The following is a 16990-nucleotide window of genomic DNA, read 5'->3' as shown; positions in this document are numbered from 1 at the left end:
GCCCGCTACTATTGAATTCTGACCACAACTGTGTCCGCGGCGCCCACCGCGTCCATCACGGTGAGCCGGACGAAGCCCGGGCCGGGTGGATCGACCAGCCGCTGGCGGCGGCCATCGATCTCGCCGACCGCGACTCCGTTGACCAGCATGGTCATCGGTGCCACCCCGCCAGCGACCTTCACCGGGAGCGCCGAAAACTCGCTGTCAGCGCCGCTGGCATCGATCCGGGAGCCGTTGAGCGGGAACTGGATGCGCAGCGCCTGCTCACCGCCGGTGCGGATCAGCTCTCCGAACGGCCGGAACCGGCGCAATGGCGGCGGCAGTTTGGCATTGCTGGCGATCAGGGCGCCCTTCGGGGCTTTCGGCAACGGCATGGGCAATTTGCCGGTGCGGGCAAAGGCATCAAACAGGATGGGGGCCGCGGCAGTGCGCCCGACCAGCCCGGGCACCGGCGCGCCGTCGGGACGGCCGACCCAGACCCCGATGGTCATGCGGCCGTCGAAGCCGACCGACCAAGCGTCGCGGTAGCCGTAGCTGGTGCCGGTCTTGAAGGCGATACGGTTATGTGCGGCGTTTTCCGGCGGTGGCGTGCCCATCAGCACATTGCCCACCTGCCACGCGGCGACAGAGTCCATCAGCCGCAACATCTCGCGGTCGTCGCCGCCATTGGCCTGCATGATCTCGCGGAGCGGCTTGGCGCTGCCGCCACGTGCCAGGCTGGCATAGAGCTGCACCAGATCGCGCAAGGTGACGCCGACGCCGCCGAGGCCCATCGCAAGACCCGGCGCCTCGTCCTTCGGCAGCACCAGATTGCCGCCGGCCTGCTTCAGCCGCGAGGAAAGGCGTGATGCGCCAACGCGGTCAAGCAACGCGATGGCCGGGACGTTCAGGGACAGCTGCAGCGCCTTGCGCACCGGCACGGTTCCCTGGAACGTCATGTCGAAGTTTTCCGGCGCGTAGGAGCCGAACCGGATCGGCCGGTCCTCGATCAGGCTGTCCGGATGCACGAAGCCGTCCTCGAAGGCGAGGCCGTAGATGAAAGGCTTCAGCGTCGAGCCGGGCGAGCGCACCGCGCGGGTCATGTCGACCTGGCCAGCGCGGCGGTCGTCGAAATAATCGGGCGAACCGACATGGGCGAGCACGTCGCCGCTTTCATTGTCGACGGCGATGAGGCCAATCGAGATGTTCGAGCCGAGCGCCGCCGCGCGATCGCGCGCCAGCGCTTCCAGCGAGCGCTGGATGCCGGCGTCGAGCGACAGTCTGATGATCGGCATGTCCTTCATCGCAGCCGTCGCCTGATCGGCGGAATGCGGCGCCAGCACCGGCATCGGCTTGCGCAACCGGGGCACGTTGACGCCTCTGGCCTGCGCGGCATCGGCAGTGGACACCCTGCCCTCATGGACCATGCGATCCAGCACGCGATCCCTGGCGGTCCGCGCCGTCGCGGGATGGCGATCCAGCCGCCGCGTCTCCGGCGATTGCGGCAGCGCCACCAGCAGCGCGCTCTCCGCCAGCGACAGCCGCTTCGGCTCCTTGCCGAAGTAGGCGATGGACGCCGCGCGAACACCTTCGAGATTGCCGCCGAACGGCGCCAGTTCGAGATAGAGGTCGAGGATCTCGTCCTTGGAGAGCTGCCGCTCGAGCTGGATCGCGCGCACCGCCTGACGGATTTTGGCCGTCACCGAACGCTGCTGCCGCGGCTCCAGCAGGCGTGCGAGCTGCATGGTGATGGTCGAGCCGCCCGACACGATGTGGCCGCGGGTCACGAGCTGAAGCGCGGCACGGCCGAGCGCCAGCGGATCGACGCCGTGATGGCTGTAGAAGCGTTTATCCTCATAGGTCAGCAGCAGATCGAGATAGGTCGGATCGACCGAGGTCTTGGCATTCACCGGCAGCCGCCAGCGGCCGTCGGCCATCGCATAGGCGCGCAACAATTTACCGTTGCGGTCGACCACGGTGGTGGAAATCTGTTTTGCCTGCGCCAGCGGCAATGGACCGAGGGAATGCACCCACGCTGTTACGGCAGCAGTACCAAGAACGACAACGACTGCGGCACCGGTCGCCAGCTTCCAAATCAGCCGCCGGCTTTTCAACCCGTCATGGCCGGCCTTGTGCCGGCCATCCACGATGTCACGCGCGGACGTGGATCCCCGGGACAAGCCCGGGGATGACGGAGCGGGTGGCATGGCTGGTACGTGGTCGCTCATTTCGCCTTGGCCACCTCGACGGTGCCCGTACCGGTTCGTCCGTAGCGCGACGGGTTGTACATGTCCTCGACATAGGCCTGCGGCAGCACGTATTTGCCGGGCGACACCGCGCGCACGACATAGGCGACGGTGAAGATCGCGGAGTCATCGCTCTTCCTGTCGATCGCGGCGGTGAAGCGATCGTCGCGGAACTCGGTGTTCTCCGGCTCCTCGCCATCCTCGATCCAGTCCAGCGTGCCGGTATCACCCGACGATACAAGACGCGGATTGTCGATCTCGAAGCCGGCCGGCAGATAGTCGGCCACCATGATGTGCCCGTATTCCGGCTTGGCCTCGGTGATCTTCAGCACCACCGCGAAGCGATCGTTCTGCTTTGCCTTGCTGACATCGACGGGCTCGCCGGCGAGCGTGAAGTAACTACGCTCGATCTTGAAGCCGTTGGACGCCGCGGGCTCCGGCGTAATCGGCGAACCGCTCACCGACACCACCGCCTGCACCGGCGTATCGCCGGTATTGGTGATCTTGATCGGCTGCCCGGTCATCTCCGATGCCTTGTAGCTACGGTACAAGGCCGCCTTGATCGGCGAGCCGTTGACGTCGAGCGCCATCGCGTTGGCTTCCTTGGCCAATGCGCGCGACGCCAGCACCAGCCAGGCGTTCTCCTGCGTCGAGGTGAACGGCGTCAGCCCGCGCGCGGCCTCGACGCGCTGCACCGCTTGCGTCAGCGTTGCGCGGGGCGCGTTACCCTCGCTGGCCAGCGACACCAGGGCTGCCGCGTCGCGCAGCGCCGAGCCGTAATCGACGCGGCCGAAGGTCAGCACCGGCTTCGGCGTGAGGCTGTCCACCGCCGCGGCATAGACGCGTTCGGCGCGGGTCTTGTCGCCGACCAAAGCCAAAGCGGCTGCGAGCTGCGACTTGGCGATCGGCGTCGCCAGATTGTTCAGCTTGGTGTCGGCGAGATAGCGGAGGTCGCCGATCGGCGCGGTGCCGTTTTTGGCCAGCACATAGAGGCCGTAAGCGAGATCACGGCCGCCATCCTTCTCCGGCTCCTCAGCATTGACGACTGAATTGCGCACGCGATCCAGCGCCGCGCGGAACAGCACGTCCGGCACGACAAATCCCTTTTCGCGGGCGCGGGTCAGGAAGTCCGTGACGTAGGCGTCGAGCCAGGCGTCGTCGCCGCCCGACGACCACAGGCCGAACGAGCCGTTCGAGCCCTGCCGCGCCAGCAGGCGATCGATGGAGTCGCGAATGCGCTGGTCGATTGACGTATCCATCGCCAGATGCGCGCCGGCGGCGAGATCGTTGACATAGAGCAGCGGCATCGCGCGGCTGGTGATCTGCTCGGAGCATCCATAGGGATAACGATCCAGCGCCTTCAGGATCGTCGCGGCATCGAGCGCCGTGGAGAGGCTGACCGAAAGCGAGACGCCGCCGGTGCCGGACACCAGATCGGAGAACATGTCCGAGGTCAGCGTCAGGCTCTCGCCCTTGGCCAGCGTGCGGATCGAGCGTCGCGCAAGTATCTGCGTCGCCGCCTTGACGTCGAGCGCATAGTGCCGCGCCAGCGTCAGCCCGTTCGGCCCCTTGATATCGACATCGAGCGCCGCGGTCCCTGCCCCCGACGCATCGATCGCCAGCGCCATCGAGCTGCGCTGTTTGGCGGCAAGCTTCACGGTGGTGGCGGGGTTGCCGGTGACCTTCACCGGGCCGGAGGTCTTGACTGATATCGTGTAATCACCCGGCGCGCCTTCGACGTTGTCGAGGTCGAACGACATCGTGCCCTTGTCGCCGGACAGCAGGAAGCGCGGCAGCGTTGCGGTCAGCACCACGGGATCGCGCACAATCACGTCGGCAGTGGCGCGGCCGAGCTTGGTCGCGGTCCAGGCTACTGCCATCACGCGCGCGGTGCCCGCGAATTCCGGGATTTCGAAATTGATCTCTGCGGTGCCGTTGGCCCCGACGGTGACGATGCCGGAATACAGCGCCAACGGCTTTTGCGTGGGCGGCGAGCCCTGCAGCTCGGCGCCTGCGGCATCGCCGCCGGTGCGCAATTGCCCGCGGGTACCCTGCATGCCGTCGATCAGTTGCCCGTAGATGTCACGGATCTCCGAGGTCATGCTGCGCTGGCCGAGATAATAGTCGTCGGGCGCCGGCGGCTTGTAGTTGGTCAGGTTGAGTATGCCGACATCCACAGCCGCGACCACGATCTTGGCGTCCTCACCGGGATTGAGGCCGCCGATCTTGACCGGCAGTTTGAGCGTGGTGCTCGGCCGCACCAGGGCCGGCGGCGACAAGGCGACATCCAGCGTGCGCGCCTTCTTGTCGATGCCGAACCACTTCAGCCCGATCGCCCGGCCGGGCATCCGCTGCGCCGCGGCGTCGAGCGGCCGGCGCAAGGTGGCGACGACATAGGCGCCGCTGCCCCAGTCCTTGCCGACCGGGAACTTGATCTGCGACTGGCCTTCCTTGACCTGGATGCTCTGCGTCGTCAGCAGGCGGTCGCCGAGCACGTTGATGGTCAGGCGTCCGGCGGTGCGTGCATTGACCGAGACGGTCATGGTGTCGCCGGAGACGTATTCAGGCCTGTCGATCGAGGTTTCCAGCAGATCCGGCGTGTCGGCGCTGCCATCGGAATACCAGCCGACGTCGAACTGCACCGAGGTGACCGGGCCGTCGGCCTCGGTCGACTTGACGTCGAGACGGTAGCGGCCCGGCTGCGGCTGCACCTGGATCCGGGCCGGCTTGTCGGCGGCGACATTCACCTCGCCATCGGCGACGCGCTTGCTGGACTTCACCGGCTCGTAATTCCAGGACGAACTCTGCCGGTACCACTGGTAGCGGGATTCGATCTTCAGCAATTCGTAGCGCAATCCGCTGCGCGCCAAGGCTGTGCCTTCCGGCGCGACGAACACCACATCGAAGCCGGCATTGTCGCCCTCGGCAATGTTCTTGTCCTGGAATAACGGTTTGACGCCGATCATCGCCGCATTCGGCGCCACCGGCAGCACGAGCTTGCGCTCCACGGCGCGGCCACCGGCCTCGGTCATGCGGATGAAGATCTGCGCCTCCTGCGGCCGGGACGAGGACGGCGGCTTTGGCAGGCTGACCGGAAAATTGGCAACGCCATTGGAGTCGGCTTCCGGCAGGTTCTCGATCGGGGTGCGCTCGTTGCTGGTGGTCTCGTCGTCCGATACGCCGAACTGGTAGCCGGCAAAGCCCGGCCGCCCGGAAGCCGGCGCAACCAGCAGATCGCCTTCCAGCTGCAGCCCGGAGGCCGGTGCGCCGTACAGGAACCGGCCATCGACCTTCAGTTCGACTGGTTTGTCAGCAGAAATCTGCTTGTCCTTGCTGGAAATATCGAATTCGATTCGGTCGGCAACGTAATCTTCGACCATGAAAGTGGTCTCGCCGACCGAGGCCCCCTTCGGATCGGTGAAGGCGCGGACCCGCCAGGTGCCGGTCGGCACCGCGGAATTTAGCGGCAGCGTCAGGCTGCGGCCGCCGGCGCCCTGATCGGCCAGCACGGCGCGACGGAACTCGACGCCGTCCGGCCGCTCCACCACCAGCGTCAGCGGCCCCGCGGTGACGGCATTGCCCTGCCCGTCGCGCAACAGCGCGGTGAGATAGACGGTTTCGCCGGAGCGGTAGACGCCGCGCTCGGCATAGACAAAGGCGTCGGCGCCGGCCGGCACCGCACGGCCGGAGACGCCGCGGTCCGAGAGATCGAAGGCGTTGGATTTGAGACTGAGGAACGCATAGTCGCCCTTCTCGCCGGAGACCGTGAGCAACGCCGGCGACAACCCGCCCTCGCCCTTGGCGAGGCCAGCCTCGAACAGCACATGGCCGGAATCGTCGGTCGTCTTCGTCGCCAGGATTTCGTTGTTGCGGGCGACCAGCCGCACGTCCGCCTTCGCGGTGGGATCGGTCGAGGCCAGCGAATTGACGAAGACGTGGGTGCCGTCATTGCCGGAAAACGCAGTGAGGCCCATGTCGGATACGATGAACCACTGCGTCGCCAGCGAACCGTCGTCGTCATTGCCGCCCGCGCCCGGCCCCTTGGCCGCCGCCGTCATCACATAGACGCCGGGCTGCAATTCGCCGATCGCCTGATCGACGGGGAATGCCGTGGTCACATCCGTGTTCAGCGTGGAAACCGTCGCCAGTTCGCCGGTCCACACTTTCACGCCGCGCTCGTCGCCGAGGCTGTCGAGCTGATACTTGCTCAAAGCGGTCTGGAAGTCGTTGCCGATCACCGTGTTGATCAGGTTGCGGTCGCCGATCCGGAACACGTTGACGGTGACGGCGGGGGTGTTGACCGACACCAGCGGGATGCCCTTCTGACCGGTGCGAGGCAGCACGTAAGCGCGGCCGGTGAAGCGCACGAAGGGCTTGCGGTCGCGAACATAGATGTTGAACTCGGCCGATTTCGGCAGGCTCTCCTTCACCGTCGACGGCAGGCCGGCACGCAGATTGATGTTGTAGCGCTCGCCATGCTTGAGGCCTTCGACGCAGAGCTGCTTGTCGTCTGTCGTCAGAGCCGGCTTGTCGCTGCCGGCCAGCGCCAGGAACGGCGCGAAATCGACGCGCTTGGCGAGGTCTTCGGAAAACTGGAAACAGGCCCGCGGCGAGGCGGAATCCGAGTCCACGGTGTAATCAAGCAGCCGGAAGCCGTGGTCGTCGCGCAGCCGCTCGTATTGCCCGCGGACATCGGCAACCTCGCGCAGGTCAAGCGACAGCCGCAGCGTATCCAGCGCCGGACGCCACAGCTTACGGTCGGCCATGGCGCGGCCAAGCACCGCCAGCGCTTCGGCCTCCTCGCCGCCATTGCCGGCGCGCTGATAGGCGATGTAGGCGGCGGTCGAGGCGCGCTCGAGCAGGAAGGTGGTCTCTGACGAGTTCGCCGGCCTGATCTGGAAGATCGTTCTGGCCAAACGCAGCCAGTTGGCGCTGTCGTCCGGCGCGGTCGCCACGATCTGGCCGAGCGTCGTCAGCCCGGCGCGGTAATCGCCGCGCTTGAAGGCGGCATCGGCGTCGGTGCGCAGCGTCGCCGCCGGTTTGGCGATCGGCCCCGCCTCGCTCTTGATCTGCGCCTCCAGCTTGATCGCGGAGTCTGCGAGGTCATCCCGCCTGAAGGCCTTGTCCGCCGCTTGGGCCGAAACCAGCCCGACCAGCAGCGCGGCGCACAGGCTGAAAGCGCGAATCAGAGCAATCATGGAGAACTCCCTGCACCGAGGGCCGCCTATGGGCATCCCGTGCGCAACGTGGTGACGAACGAAAGCCCGAGCGACAAGGCAGCAGATCGCTTCGCATCATGGCGGCACCGCCTGCCAAAGGCAAAGCCAAGCCTTCCAGAGCCAAGCCTTTGCGAAAGCGTCGCCTGTGCTGTTGTCGCGACAGCAGGCCGGGAGGTTCGCCGTCGGCAGGGATATCGACGCCGGGCGGCCTGGCGGGGGTAAAAACGAAAAAAGCCCGCCGTTTCCGGCGGGCTTTTAACGTATCGGAAGTCAAACGTCAGCCGACCCGAAGGTTCTCGGCCGAAGTCTTGCCACGGTTTTCCTGCTCTTCGAAGGAAACCTTGTCGCCTTCGTTCAACGAGCTGAGGCCTGCGCGCTCAACAGCCGAGATGTGCACGAAGACATCCTTGCTGCCGTCGTCCGGCTGAATGAATCCGAAGCCCTTGGTTGCGTTGAACCACTTTACCACGCCTGTCGTCACGTTAACTCTCCTGGTTATGTCGGTAGACCCGTAGCAGGCATTCGCGGGCCTGACCACCCGCCATTCCGGCATATTCCGGCATATTCCGTCACCCTCCCCGCCGCCGAGGCTTAAACATGGTAAGGTTGACATATTATCCCAATGCACGTCCTTCCTTGCACCGATCCGGCCCCGCGGCAGCTTTCCGTGCCGGACATTTCCCATCCGCCGCAGCGTGGCGCAACCGTCGAGCGATCATATTCCGCCCGGCAACTCCGCATAAACCGCAAGGTCAAGATCATGATGGCGAGCCAGCACGAGCATTCCCGGTTTCCGAGGCTGCGGCCGCGCCCGACCTGGGCCGCGATCTGGCACCTGTGGCACGTGGTGCTGCCGCGCCGTTCGATCGCCGGGCGACTCGTTCGCGGAAAAGTCTGGCGCCGGCACGATGGTCGCCGGTAGATCGACAAGAAGTTGGTGGAGTATTGAGAGCGGGTGGCAGGCTGTCCGGCCGCAGCAATTGACCGAGGTGACCTCGGTCCTGCGGGTGTCGATGGCGATCCCAGCAGGATTCGAACCTGCAACCCACGGAGTAGAAATCCGTTACTCTATCCAGTTGAGCTATGGGACCGTTGGGGTCTTCTAGCACTGCCCATATAAAAAATCCGCTCCCGCGCCAAGCCCCATCCCGTGCCATCTGCAGCACGTCCCAGACCGGCCGCGCAATCATTTTCGGAAAAGCGTCCCGAAAGATGGGAAGTAACGGGGGGTGTTCGAGGAGGCGTGCGCAGCATCCGCAGCCGCTATTGATTTGCGCTGAACGTTTTCATGAAGGCGACCACATCGTCCACCTGCGACTTCCACAGGCCCCAGAAGCGCATTTTGTTACCGGGCATTTTTGCTTGGGGATTTACAAGGAATTCTGCCAGCGCCGCCTCGTCCCAGACCAAGCCCTTGTCACCGGCGGCCTGCATGGCCGGCGAGTAGCTATAATCGGAAGCTGCCGCAACGCGTCTGCCCACGATATCCTTGAGCGATGGACCGAAGGCGCTGTGGGTCGTCTCGATCGGATGACAGGAAGCGCACGCACGAAATATCCTGCGTCCATGCTCAAGGTCTTCGGCCGCTATAACCGACGCTGACGGCAAGACAAGGATAAGGACAGATACGGATATCGCGACTTTGAAACGCACTCAGTGGTCATTTTCCGGAGGGAGCTTCTTCGGACGAAAGTCCGGCGAAGCGGTTTCATCGTAGCCGCTTCTGCTGCTGTAAAACATGAGAAACATAAGCCCGCAGCCAATGACCAGCGAAAATACGACGCCGAGCGTGAGAGCGATCCAGCCGTGTATCGACATCTCGACCCCTTCGGCGGAGCTCCATGCCATTGATGCCCAGACAACCGCGAAAACGAGCATCGTGAACAAGGCCAGAAGCAGGACTGCCTGACCTATAGTGAGTTTCTGCGTTTGAGAGCTCTTCACGGGTTCCATGATAATTTATCTGCACACGAGATTTCTCGTTAAGCCGTTTCGCAACTTGCGTTTCAGTTCTTTCCCACTCGCAGCTTGTGGCTAATGGCGGTGACAAATAGCGAACTGCTGCCGGTTCAGTTAAGCTCATTCCACCTTGCGCTCGACGGCTTCTTTGACTTGGTGTGGCGCTGGCTTCTTTCAAGCCACCCGCAACGCAATATCCCGCCAATTCGACAGGACATAGATCGGGACGCATCGGCATCAGGGACGAGCCACAATTATCCAATCATTAGATTAAAGGTGGTACTTTTATCTAGCGTAAGGCGCTACAGTAGAAGAATACCGCAGCATCGCCTATTGAATCTATTTAGTGTCATTTTTTTCGATCGCTTCGCGACACTTGTGCACACCGTTTTGATGCCAGCGTGCCGAATGCTTCCTCTGTGCAACTGGCCGACGTTTTGCCGGCGCGGCAATGCATCAACATCCAGGTACACCAGCGAAATCGCAGCTGGAATCACTCGCGTGAAATTATTGATCGCAACGAGACATCCACAATCCTGATCCTCGCTTTTCGAAGGCGGACAGTGCGATGGTATATGGAAACAGAAAGAGCGGGCGCGTCGAATTCGCGAAGGGCATGCCGGCGCGAATGGTTGGCATCGATGGGACATGGCAGCGGCACTGCCTGATGTTCGACGTCTCGCAAACCGGTGCACGATTAAGCATCAAAGGTTCGCTTCATGGTTTGGACATCTCTGAATTCCTTCTGGTGTTGTCGTCGACAGGCCCCGCCTTCCGCCGTTGCAGGATAGTCCGGATAGCCGATGAACAGCTGGGCATCGAGTTCATCCGGCCCGACGGTAACACGACCCGGCAGCACACGATCAAACCCCGCATGATGGACGACGTCAGTTGAAAACAGCCGCCCTGAGTGAGGCGCGATAGCAGAGTTCTCAAATGCCGATCGCAGTTCATGTGGTTTCCGACAGGCGCAGCAAAATTGCGGCCTTGCGCGCATTGCTGGAACCGACTTTCGCCGTCACCGCGGCATTGCTGGCCGGTGGAAATCGAGTTCCTCGAAATTCGGCGGCACTCATTGTCGCGGTAGATCTGCGCGTCGCCCAGAATGTTGCGGTGCTAAAGGATATGACCCAACCCTGCTCCACATTCGCCAACGCATTTCCACAATGGATCGGAAACTGCACCTGCTTGTCGCGCAGGCTTTTGCACTCGGCGCAACCTCCATTCTTGTCGACCCGATCGACCGAAGCCAGTTGTATGCGGCTCATTGGCCCATCGATATCGACCTCGGGTGTTCACAAAAATTCGATCGAACTGCAGCAAGCCGCAGCAACAGGCGCTGCCGCGTTCGACGAGATGTTCAGCGCGGTGCTGCAGGGCAAACCTGTCGACGTGGCAGCAGCAGACATCGCGGCGGGAAAAATTGCAGACAGCGTCGCCGAACACGGATTATCCAGCTGGCTCGACACGGTGCGGCTGCATCATGAGGGGACGTACCAGCATTGCCTGCTGGTCACCGGAGTGACCGTCGATTTCGGATTGAGCCTTGGTCTGCGCGGATCTGATATCCGGCGGCTTTATATGTCAGCCATGTTCCATGACATCGGCAAGGCCAGCATCTCTGCGGCCATTCTCAACAAGCCCGGCAAGCTTGCCCCGGATGAACGCCTGATCATCGAGACCCATCCCGCCGCCGGGTACGACATGCTCAAAGACAACCAGGCGATCTCGGCAGAAGTGCTCGACGCCGTGCGGCATCACCATGAATATCTCGACGGCAGCGGCTATCCCAACGCGCTCGGCGCTGAAAGCATCTCCGACCCGGTTCGGATTCTGACGATCTCAGATATTTTCGCAGCCCTGATCGAGGACCGGCGCTACAAGCCGCCTATGTCGCGGCAGCAGGCTTTCGGGATCATTTCCGGCATGCACGGAAAGTTGGAGGCTCCCCTTGTGGCAGCTTTCAGGGAAGTCGCGCTGCACCGATGAACCGCCACCAGCCGATACAGTGATTCTGTGAACAACGAACCACCCCGCGCGCCCGCATGTGACAATTCAGCCTGCTCCGACGCGCCGGCAACCCCCGCTTAACCATTTTCACCGAACGTATTTTCTAGCGGGAAGTCCGTGGCGGGAGTTGGTGATGCGTAGGGTAGCGGTTCTGGCGGCGGGTGGCGTTCTCGCGGTGGCGGCAGTCGGGTTTGGCGTGGGACGTTTGACGTCCACGACGGCGCCGGTCGCCAATGCGGCAGCCAAGGGCGACGCAAGCGAGTTGACCACAGGCGCGATTTCAGCGCGCTGGCCGAAGGCCGAAGCCGACAAGACCAGCGCGCCCGCTCCGGTCCCGACCATACAGCAGGCCGCGACGACGCCGGCGCGCGACAACGCAGCGCCCGCGGTCCAGCCCACTGCCTGCAACAACCCCAATGCGATGGGCATTTCGCGCACGGTGCAGATCGATTCCACCGGCGGTCCCGGCCTCGGCATGTCGCAATACCGCGATTACGATTTCCTGCAGCCGAACGAGGTCGTGCTGACCTTTGACGACGGCCCGTGGCCGGTCAACACGCCGGCGGTGCTGGCGGCGCTCGACGCGCAGTGCCTCAAGGCGGTGTTTTTCCCGGTCGGCAAGCATGCCAGCTGGCACCCCGAAATCCTCAAGCAGGTGCTGGCCCGTGGCCACACCGTCGGCGCGCACACCTGGTCGCACGTCAATCTTGCGATCAAGCCGCTGCAGGAAGCCAAGGACGAGATCGAAAAAGGCTTCAGCGCCGTGGTGCTGGCGGCCGGACAGCCGATCTCGCCGTTCTTCCGCTTCCCGCAATTGCGTCAGACCAAGGAACTGACGGGCTACCTCGGCGAGCGCAACATCGCCGCGTTCTCGATCGACGTCGATTCCGAGGATTTCCGCATTCACAAGCCGGAGGTGCTGATCGCCGGCGTGATGACCAAGCTGAAGAAGGCCGGCAAAGGCATCATCCTGATGCACGACTTCCAGAAGTCGACCGCGCTGGCGTTGCCCGAACTGCTGCGCCAGCTGCAGGCTGGCGGCTACAAGGTGGTGCACATCAAGGCCAAGGATACGTTTGTGAGCCTGCCGGAATACGACGCCGCCGTCGCCACCCTGATGCAGTCCACCAAGGCCGGTCCGACCCGAAGTAGCAATGCCCGGCCGACCGCCAGCGTGGTGCAGACCGTCAGCACCACCAACTAACAGCGGGCGCCCGGTAACGGCCGGTTAACCATATTCCCGGAATGTGCTACCTGAAGTAGATCATTCCGGGAGATTGCCCGTGTTTGCTGCCCGCCGCATCATCAGGCTTTTTGCGCTGCCGGCAGCGATGGCGGCGTTTATCCTTGCAGCCCAGCTGTCCGGCGGGCTGGTGCTGCGTACCGCGGTCGGCCCGGTGCAGTTCGCCAACCTGCGATAGCCCTGTCGTTGCATTGCCCCCACCGCAGCAAGGCGCTACACAGCGGCCCTGCCCGGTCAGCCCGGCCCGGCACCCTGTTACCGAGATCTATCGCATGGCCGACCTGTCGCTGTTTTCGATCCTGACGTTTCAGCGTCGGCCCGGCCTGTGGCGCGCATCGATCAGCCCCAAGGTCAACGCCAGCAACACGATCAAGGGTAAGACCATGCTCGGCTTCGTCACCGAGGATGACTGCGATTCCGAGGAAGCCGCCGAGACCGCCGCAAAGCGCGCGATCAAGAAGCTCTGATCGCGTCAGCGGGCCTCCGGCCGCCACGACAGGTCGTCGGACAGCACATAGATCAGGATCGCCGCCAGGCACATCGCCACGCCGATCCAGAACAGCGGCGAATGATGGATACGGCGCCAGTCACGGCCGGTCGCAGGCTGGGGGCGTCGTCGTGGTGTCTGTTGGTCAAGCGGTCCCCAATTCCGAAACGTGGCGCTGTCGCGCGTAAGGGGATCGCGCAGTCCTGACGGGCCGCGCGATCCCCTGGCCTTACTTCACGCTGAGCAGTTCGACATCGAACACCAGCGTCGCATTCGGCGGGATCACGCCGCCTGCGCCGCGTGCGCCGTAGCCGAGATCCGGCGGAATAATCAGCGTGCGCTTGCCGCCGACCTTCATAGTCAAGACGCCCTCGTCCCAGCCCTTGATGACGCGCGACACGCCGATCGGAAATTCGAACGGCTCGTTGCGATCGACCGATGAGTCGAACTTCTTGCCCTTGACGCCGTTCTCATAGAGCCAGCCGGTGTAATGCATCACGCAGGTCTGGCCCTGGGTCGGGGTGGCGCCGGTGCCGACGGTGGTGTCTTCGATCTGGAGGCCTGAAGCGGTGGTCATGGTTTTTCCTTTGGCCTGCGCCATTGCGGTGGAATGAGAAACGTCGATCGAGAGGGAGCCCAATGCAGCGGTCAAGGCGATGGCCGCCGCGGCGGTGGCGCGCTGAAAATATTGCATGGTCGCTCCGGGAACTGGGTTGATCGGCAGCCATGTCATGCCCCGCCTGCCGGAGGCAGTGCAAGCCCCGTCGCGCGATTTGACCGCGCGGGGCTGAGCGCCGACCGGGATCAATCCTGCGGCTGGGTGTCATTCCGGCGACAGCGCTGCGCCAGCCGATCGCGATAGTTGGCAAGCAACAGAGAAGCGAACTGTGCCGCATCATCCTGAATCGCGCCGTGCATCACACCGGAATCCTCGTGCGTCATCAGCTGTTTCAGGGAAAAACTGCGGATCACACGTTCGACGACTGCTTGCATGGAGAACTCCGGTTCCGGTTGAAACACCGTTTCGGCTCAAAGGTTCCTGATGGATCCGCACAGTCACCCGTCAGGTTCAGCGAATGCCCGTTTGTTCCCGGAGAACGAACAGGGGTCGCATTTTACCGCCCGAGCAAAGGTTAAAGAATTCCTCTCGGCCTCTCCGCGACGAATGCCGCGGAGCTAGTGTGTCGAGACACCACCAGTCTGCGTCCAAATTGCGCCACATCGCGGAAAATCGCAGATAGTTGATGCGTTGCGGCGTTATGGGCTGTAAACCGCAGCGGAGTTTGGCCGCGCCGGGTGTTCGCCTGTCAGCTGGCTGCGCCCCTACGACCCACCCCAAACGAAGAAAGCGACAAGGCCTCGTTCATGAGCGGATTCAAGGAACCAAGCTTCGCAGACCGCCAGAAGGCGGCCATGGAAGCCAAGAAGAACATTCTGACCAAGTTCAAGTCGCAGCCCGGTCCCGATGATCCGGCAGTGATGGCGCGCGCCGCCGAGCGCGAAGCCCAGGCCGTGTTGCGCGCCAAGGCCAAGCTGGTCCGCGATGCTGAAAAGGCCGCGCAGAAGATTCGCGAAGCCGAGGAAGCCGCCGTGGAAGCCGAGCGTCTGGTCCGCGCGAAGGAAGAAGCCGCCGCCGCCGAAGTGGCGCTGGAAGCAGAGAAGAAGGCCGCCCGCGACGCCCGCTACGCCGCCCGCAAGAAGCGCAAGTAGGCCCGACCGCCGTAGACCAGCGTGCCATCGCTCGATGGCACGCTGTTGAGACACGGCACTTTGCTCAGTTCGTCTTTGCTCAGTTGGTCTTGCCGAATTGCGGCTCATCCGGCTTGACGAAATTGTTGCCGCTGGGGCCGTAGCCGGTGATCTGGATCACCGCGCCCTCTTCCCGCGTACCATCCCAGTGCACAGCGCCCGCCGGATGCATCATGTAGCCGCCGGTCTTCATCGGGATTGCTTTCGACGGCTCGAAGGCCTCGCCTGTCCCGGTGTACCAGGTTCCCGACAGCACCACGACGTGGCGATCCTCGGGATGCTTGTGCGGCTTGCTCATGATGCCCGGCGGCCATTTGATCCGCAGCACATAGATGCCGGGCTTCGACGGGTCGCCGTGCAGCGTGGCGACTTCGACTCCGACGCCGAACGGATTCTTCCAGACCTCCTCGCCCTGATTGACCCGGACGAAGCCCATCTCATCGGTGGCGCTCCAGGCCGTCAGGCTCGGAAACATCAGCGCCGCCGACACGCATGCCGCAGCCATCACGCGTCGATTATTATTCAAGTTCACCTCCCGCATTTTGTTTTTATGCGCAAAGGCTAGCCCGGCCTTGTGAACCCTGCAACACGGCGACGCATCTGCACCGACGTTCTGCTGCGTCTGCATAACTACACAGCTTGGTGTGCGGTGCAGTATCAAGACTTTCCTATCAACCGTTGCAAAACCGATCCGATGGGAGCAGATGAATCCACATCGGGCTAAGATGGCAGCAGCCCCCCGCCCCCGCCATCAATCAAGAAACGTTCAGGGAGAACCCTCATGCTGACCCGCCGTCATATCCTCGCCTCTGCACTCGCCGCCCCCGCCATCCTGCGCCTCGGCACCGGCACCGCGCATGCCGCAACCACGCTGAAGATCTCGCACCAGTTTCCCGGCGGCACCATCGACAAGGGCGATTTCCGCGACCGCCTGACCCGCGTATTCGCCGCCGAGATCGCCAAGCGCAGCGGCGGCGATCTCACCGCCGACATCTATCCCGGTTCCTCGCTGATCAAGACCAACGCGCAGTTCTCCGCGATGCGCAAAGGCGCGCTCGATATCAGCCTGTATCCGATGCCCTATGCCGGCGGTGAATTGCCGGAGACCAATATCGGCCTGATGCCCGGTCTGGTCTCGACCTACGACCAGGGCCTGAAATGGAAAAACCAGCCGATCGGCAAGGCGCTGACCGACTTCCTTGCCGACAAGGGCATCATGATCATCACCTGGGTGTGGCAGGCCGGCGGGGTTGCCAGCCGCTCCAAGCCAATCGTCGCACCCGAAGACGCCAAGGGCCTGAAGGTGCGCGGCGGATCGCGCGAGATGGACATGGTGCTCCAAAGCGCGGGCGCGGCGGTGCTGTCGGTGCCGTCCAACGAACTCTATGCGGCGATGCAGACCGGCGCCTGCGACGCCGGCATCACCTCCTCCACCAGCCTGATCTCGTTCCGGCTCGAGGAAGTGGCAAAATCGCTGACCTCCGGCGCCGGCGCCTCCTACTGGTTCATGTTCGAGCCGCTGTTGATGTCGAAGGCGATCTTCGACAAGCTGCCCAAGAACCAGCAGGACGTCATCATCGCGGTCGGCAACGAGATGGAGGCATTCGGCAAGAAGGGCGCGCAGGACGACGACATCGAGGTCGCCAAGGTCTATGAAAAGGCCGGCGCCAAGGTCAGCCCGCTCGACCAGGCGACCGTCAACAAATGGCGCGACATCGCCCGCGACACCGCCTGGAAGGACTACACCGGAAAGAGCGCCGCCGCGGCCAACCTGTTGAAACTTGCGACCGACGTTTCCGCATGATGCATGGTCCGCTTCCGGATCAGCCCGAAATTTCCGGCGCCGCCACCGACAATGCGTTCGTGGCGGCGCTGGAGCGTGCGCTCGCCTTCTGCAACAGCATCATCGTGGTGCTTGCGGCCATCGCGCTGATCGCGGCAAGTGCGATCATGAGCTACAGCGTGCTCAGCCGCGCGCTGTTCCACGCCGCCAATTACTGGCAGGACGAGGCCGCCGTGTTCCTGCTGGTCGGCGCCACCTTCATGTCCGCGGCCTACGTGCAGCAGAACCGCGGCCATATCGGCATCGAGGCCTTCG

At 63.5% G+C, this 16990-nt stretch carries 16 protein-coding genes and 1 tRNA gene; 8 read left to right on the top strand and 9 right to left on the bottom strand.

Annotated features, from left to right (window positions below; all coding sequences use genetic code 11):
* Positions 1-8: 8 nt before the first annotated feature.
* The 6 genes from pbpC to JWQ24_RS08360 form a co-directional block, all read right to left on the bottom strand.
* The gene (pbpC, locus tag JWQ24_RS08385) at positions 9-2207 is read right to left on the bottom strand and encodes a penicillin-binding protein 1C (protein ID WP_299806576.1); all 2199 of its coding nucleotides are present in this window, start codon (positions 2205-2207) and stop codon (positions 9-11) included.
* Positions 2204-7423, bottom strand: a complete 5220-nt coding sequence (locus JWQ24_RS08380; protein WP_299806574.1) for an alpha-2-macroglobulin — start codon at positions 7421-7423, stop codon at positions 2204-2206. The genes pbpC and JWQ24_RS08380 overlap by 4 nt, the downstream gene beginning before the upstream one ends.
* Before the next feature lie 298 nt (positions 7424-7721).
* Entirely contained in the window at positions 7722-7925 is a 204-nt protein-coding gene (locus JWQ24_RS08375; protein ID WP_143574005.1) for a cold-shock protein, read from the bottom strand.
* A gap of 533 nt (positions 7926-8458) precedes the next feature.
* A tRNA-Arg gene (locus JWQ24_RS08370) sits at positions 8459-8535 on the bottom strand.
* 172 nt (positions 8536-8707) lie between these two features.
* Positions 8708-9097: a c-type cytochrome gene (locus tag JWQ24_RS08365; protein WP_299806571.1), complete on the bottom strand. Its 390-nt coding sequence runs from the start codon at positions 9095-9097 to the stop codon at positions 8708-8710.
* Positions 9098-9397 (bottom strand): hypothetical protein, encoded by a 300-nt coding sequence (locus tag JWQ24_RS08360; protein WP_299806569.1) that lies wholly within the window; start codon positions 9395-9397, stop codon positions 9098-9100. It lies immediately after the preceding gene.
* 574 nt (positions 9398-9971) lie between these two features.
* Between JWQ24_RS08360 and JWQ24_RS08355 the strand changes: the two genes are divergently transcribed.
* The 5 genes from JWQ24_RS08355 to JWQ24_RS08335 all read left to right on the top strand — a co-directional run bounded on the left by JWQ24_RS08355 (position 9972) and on the right by JWQ24_RS08335 (position 13123).
* On the top strand, positions 9972-10298 hold the full coding sequence (locus tag JWQ24_RS08355; protein ID WP_299806567.1) for a PilZ domain-containing protein: 327 nt from the start codon (positions 9972-9974) through the stop codon (positions 10296-10298).
* 41 nt (positions 10299-10339) lie between these two features.
* Positions 10340-11392, top strand: coding sequence for an HD domain-containing phosphohydrolase (locus JWQ24_RS08350; protein ID WP_299806565.1), 1053 nt, complete (start codon positions 10340-10342; stop codon positions 11390-11392).
* A 154-nt stretch (positions 11393-11546) separates the two neighbouring features.
* Positions 11547-12617 carry a polysaccharide deacetylase family protein gene (locus JWQ24_RS08345; protein ID WP_299806563.1) on the top strand — a complete coding sequence of 357 codons (1071 nt, stop codon included), beginning with the start codon at positions 11547-11549 and terminating at the stop codon, positions 12615-12617.
* Positions 12618-12696: 79 nt separating this feature from the next.
* Positions 12697-12834 (top strand): hypothetical protein, encoded by a 138-nt coding sequence (locus JWQ24_RS08340; protein ID WP_299806561.1) that lies wholly within the window; start codon positions 12697-12699, stop codon positions 12832-12834.
* Between the two features lie 94 nt (positions 12835-12928).
* On the top strand, positions 12929-13123 hold the full coding sequence (locus JWQ24_RS08335; protein ID WP_299806559.1) for a hypothetical protein: 195 nt from the start codon (positions 12929-12931) through the stop codon (positions 13121-13123).
* Between the two features lie 249 nt (positions 13124-13372).
* On the opposite strand, the gene JWQ24_RS08330 is transcribed toward JWQ24_RS08335, so the two are convergent.
* Together JWQ24_RS08330 and JWQ24_RS08325 are read right to left on the bottom strand one after the other, a co-directional pair.
* Positions 13373-13837: an FKBP-type peptidyl-prolyl cis-trans isomerase gene (locus JWQ24_RS08330; RefSeq protein ID WP_299806557.1), complete on the bottom strand. Its 465-nt coding sequence runs from the start codon at positions 13835-13837 to the stop codon at positions 13373-13375.
* Between the two features lie 110 nt (positions 13838-13947).
* Positions 13948-14136 (bottom strand): hypothetical protein, encoded by a 189-nt coding sequence (locus tag JWQ24_RS08325; protein WP_299806555.1) that lies wholly within the window; start codon positions 14134-14136, stop codon positions 13948-13950.
* Between the two features lie 372 nt (positions 14137-14508).
* On the opposite strand from JWQ24_RS08325, the gene JWQ24_RS08320 reads away from it, so the two are divergent.
* Positions 14509-14853 (top strand): DUF6481 family protein, encoded by a 345-nt coding sequence (locus JWQ24_RS08320; RefSeq protein ID WP_299806553.1) that lies wholly within the window; start codon positions 14509-14511, stop codon positions 14851-14853.
* 79 nt (positions 14854-14932) lie between these two features.
* Here the strand turns inward: JWQ24_RS08320 and JWQ24_RS08315 are convergent, their stop codons facing one another.
* Positions 14933-15418, bottom strand: coding sequence for a cupin domain-containing protein (locus JWQ24_RS08315; RefSeq protein ID WP_299806551.1), 486 nt, complete (start codon positions 15416-15418; stop codon positions 14933-14935).
* A gap of 255 nt (positions 15419-15673) precedes the next feature.
* On the opposite strand from JWQ24_RS08315, the gene dctP reads away from it, so the two are divergent.
* Entirely contained in the window at positions 15674-16696 is a 1023-nt protein-coding gene (gene dctP, locus JWQ24_RS08310) for a TRAP transporter substrate-binding protein DctP (RefSeq protein ID WP_299806549.1), read from the top strand.
* On the top strand, positions 16693-16990 hold a 298-nt coding region (locus JWQ24_RS08305), incomplete at its 3' end, for a TRAP transporter small permease (protein WP_299806547.1). The genes dctP and JWQ24_RS08305, both read left to right, overlap by 4 nt.

The sequence above is a fragment of the Tardiphaga sp. genome, from assembly GCF_028290495.1.
Classification (GTDB): Bacteria; Pseudomonadota; Alphaproteobacteria; order Rhizobiales; family Xanthobacteraceae; genus Tardiphaga.
Note: the sequence above shows the minus strand (reverse complement) of the source record. Positions and strands in the feature narration are given on the sequence as shown.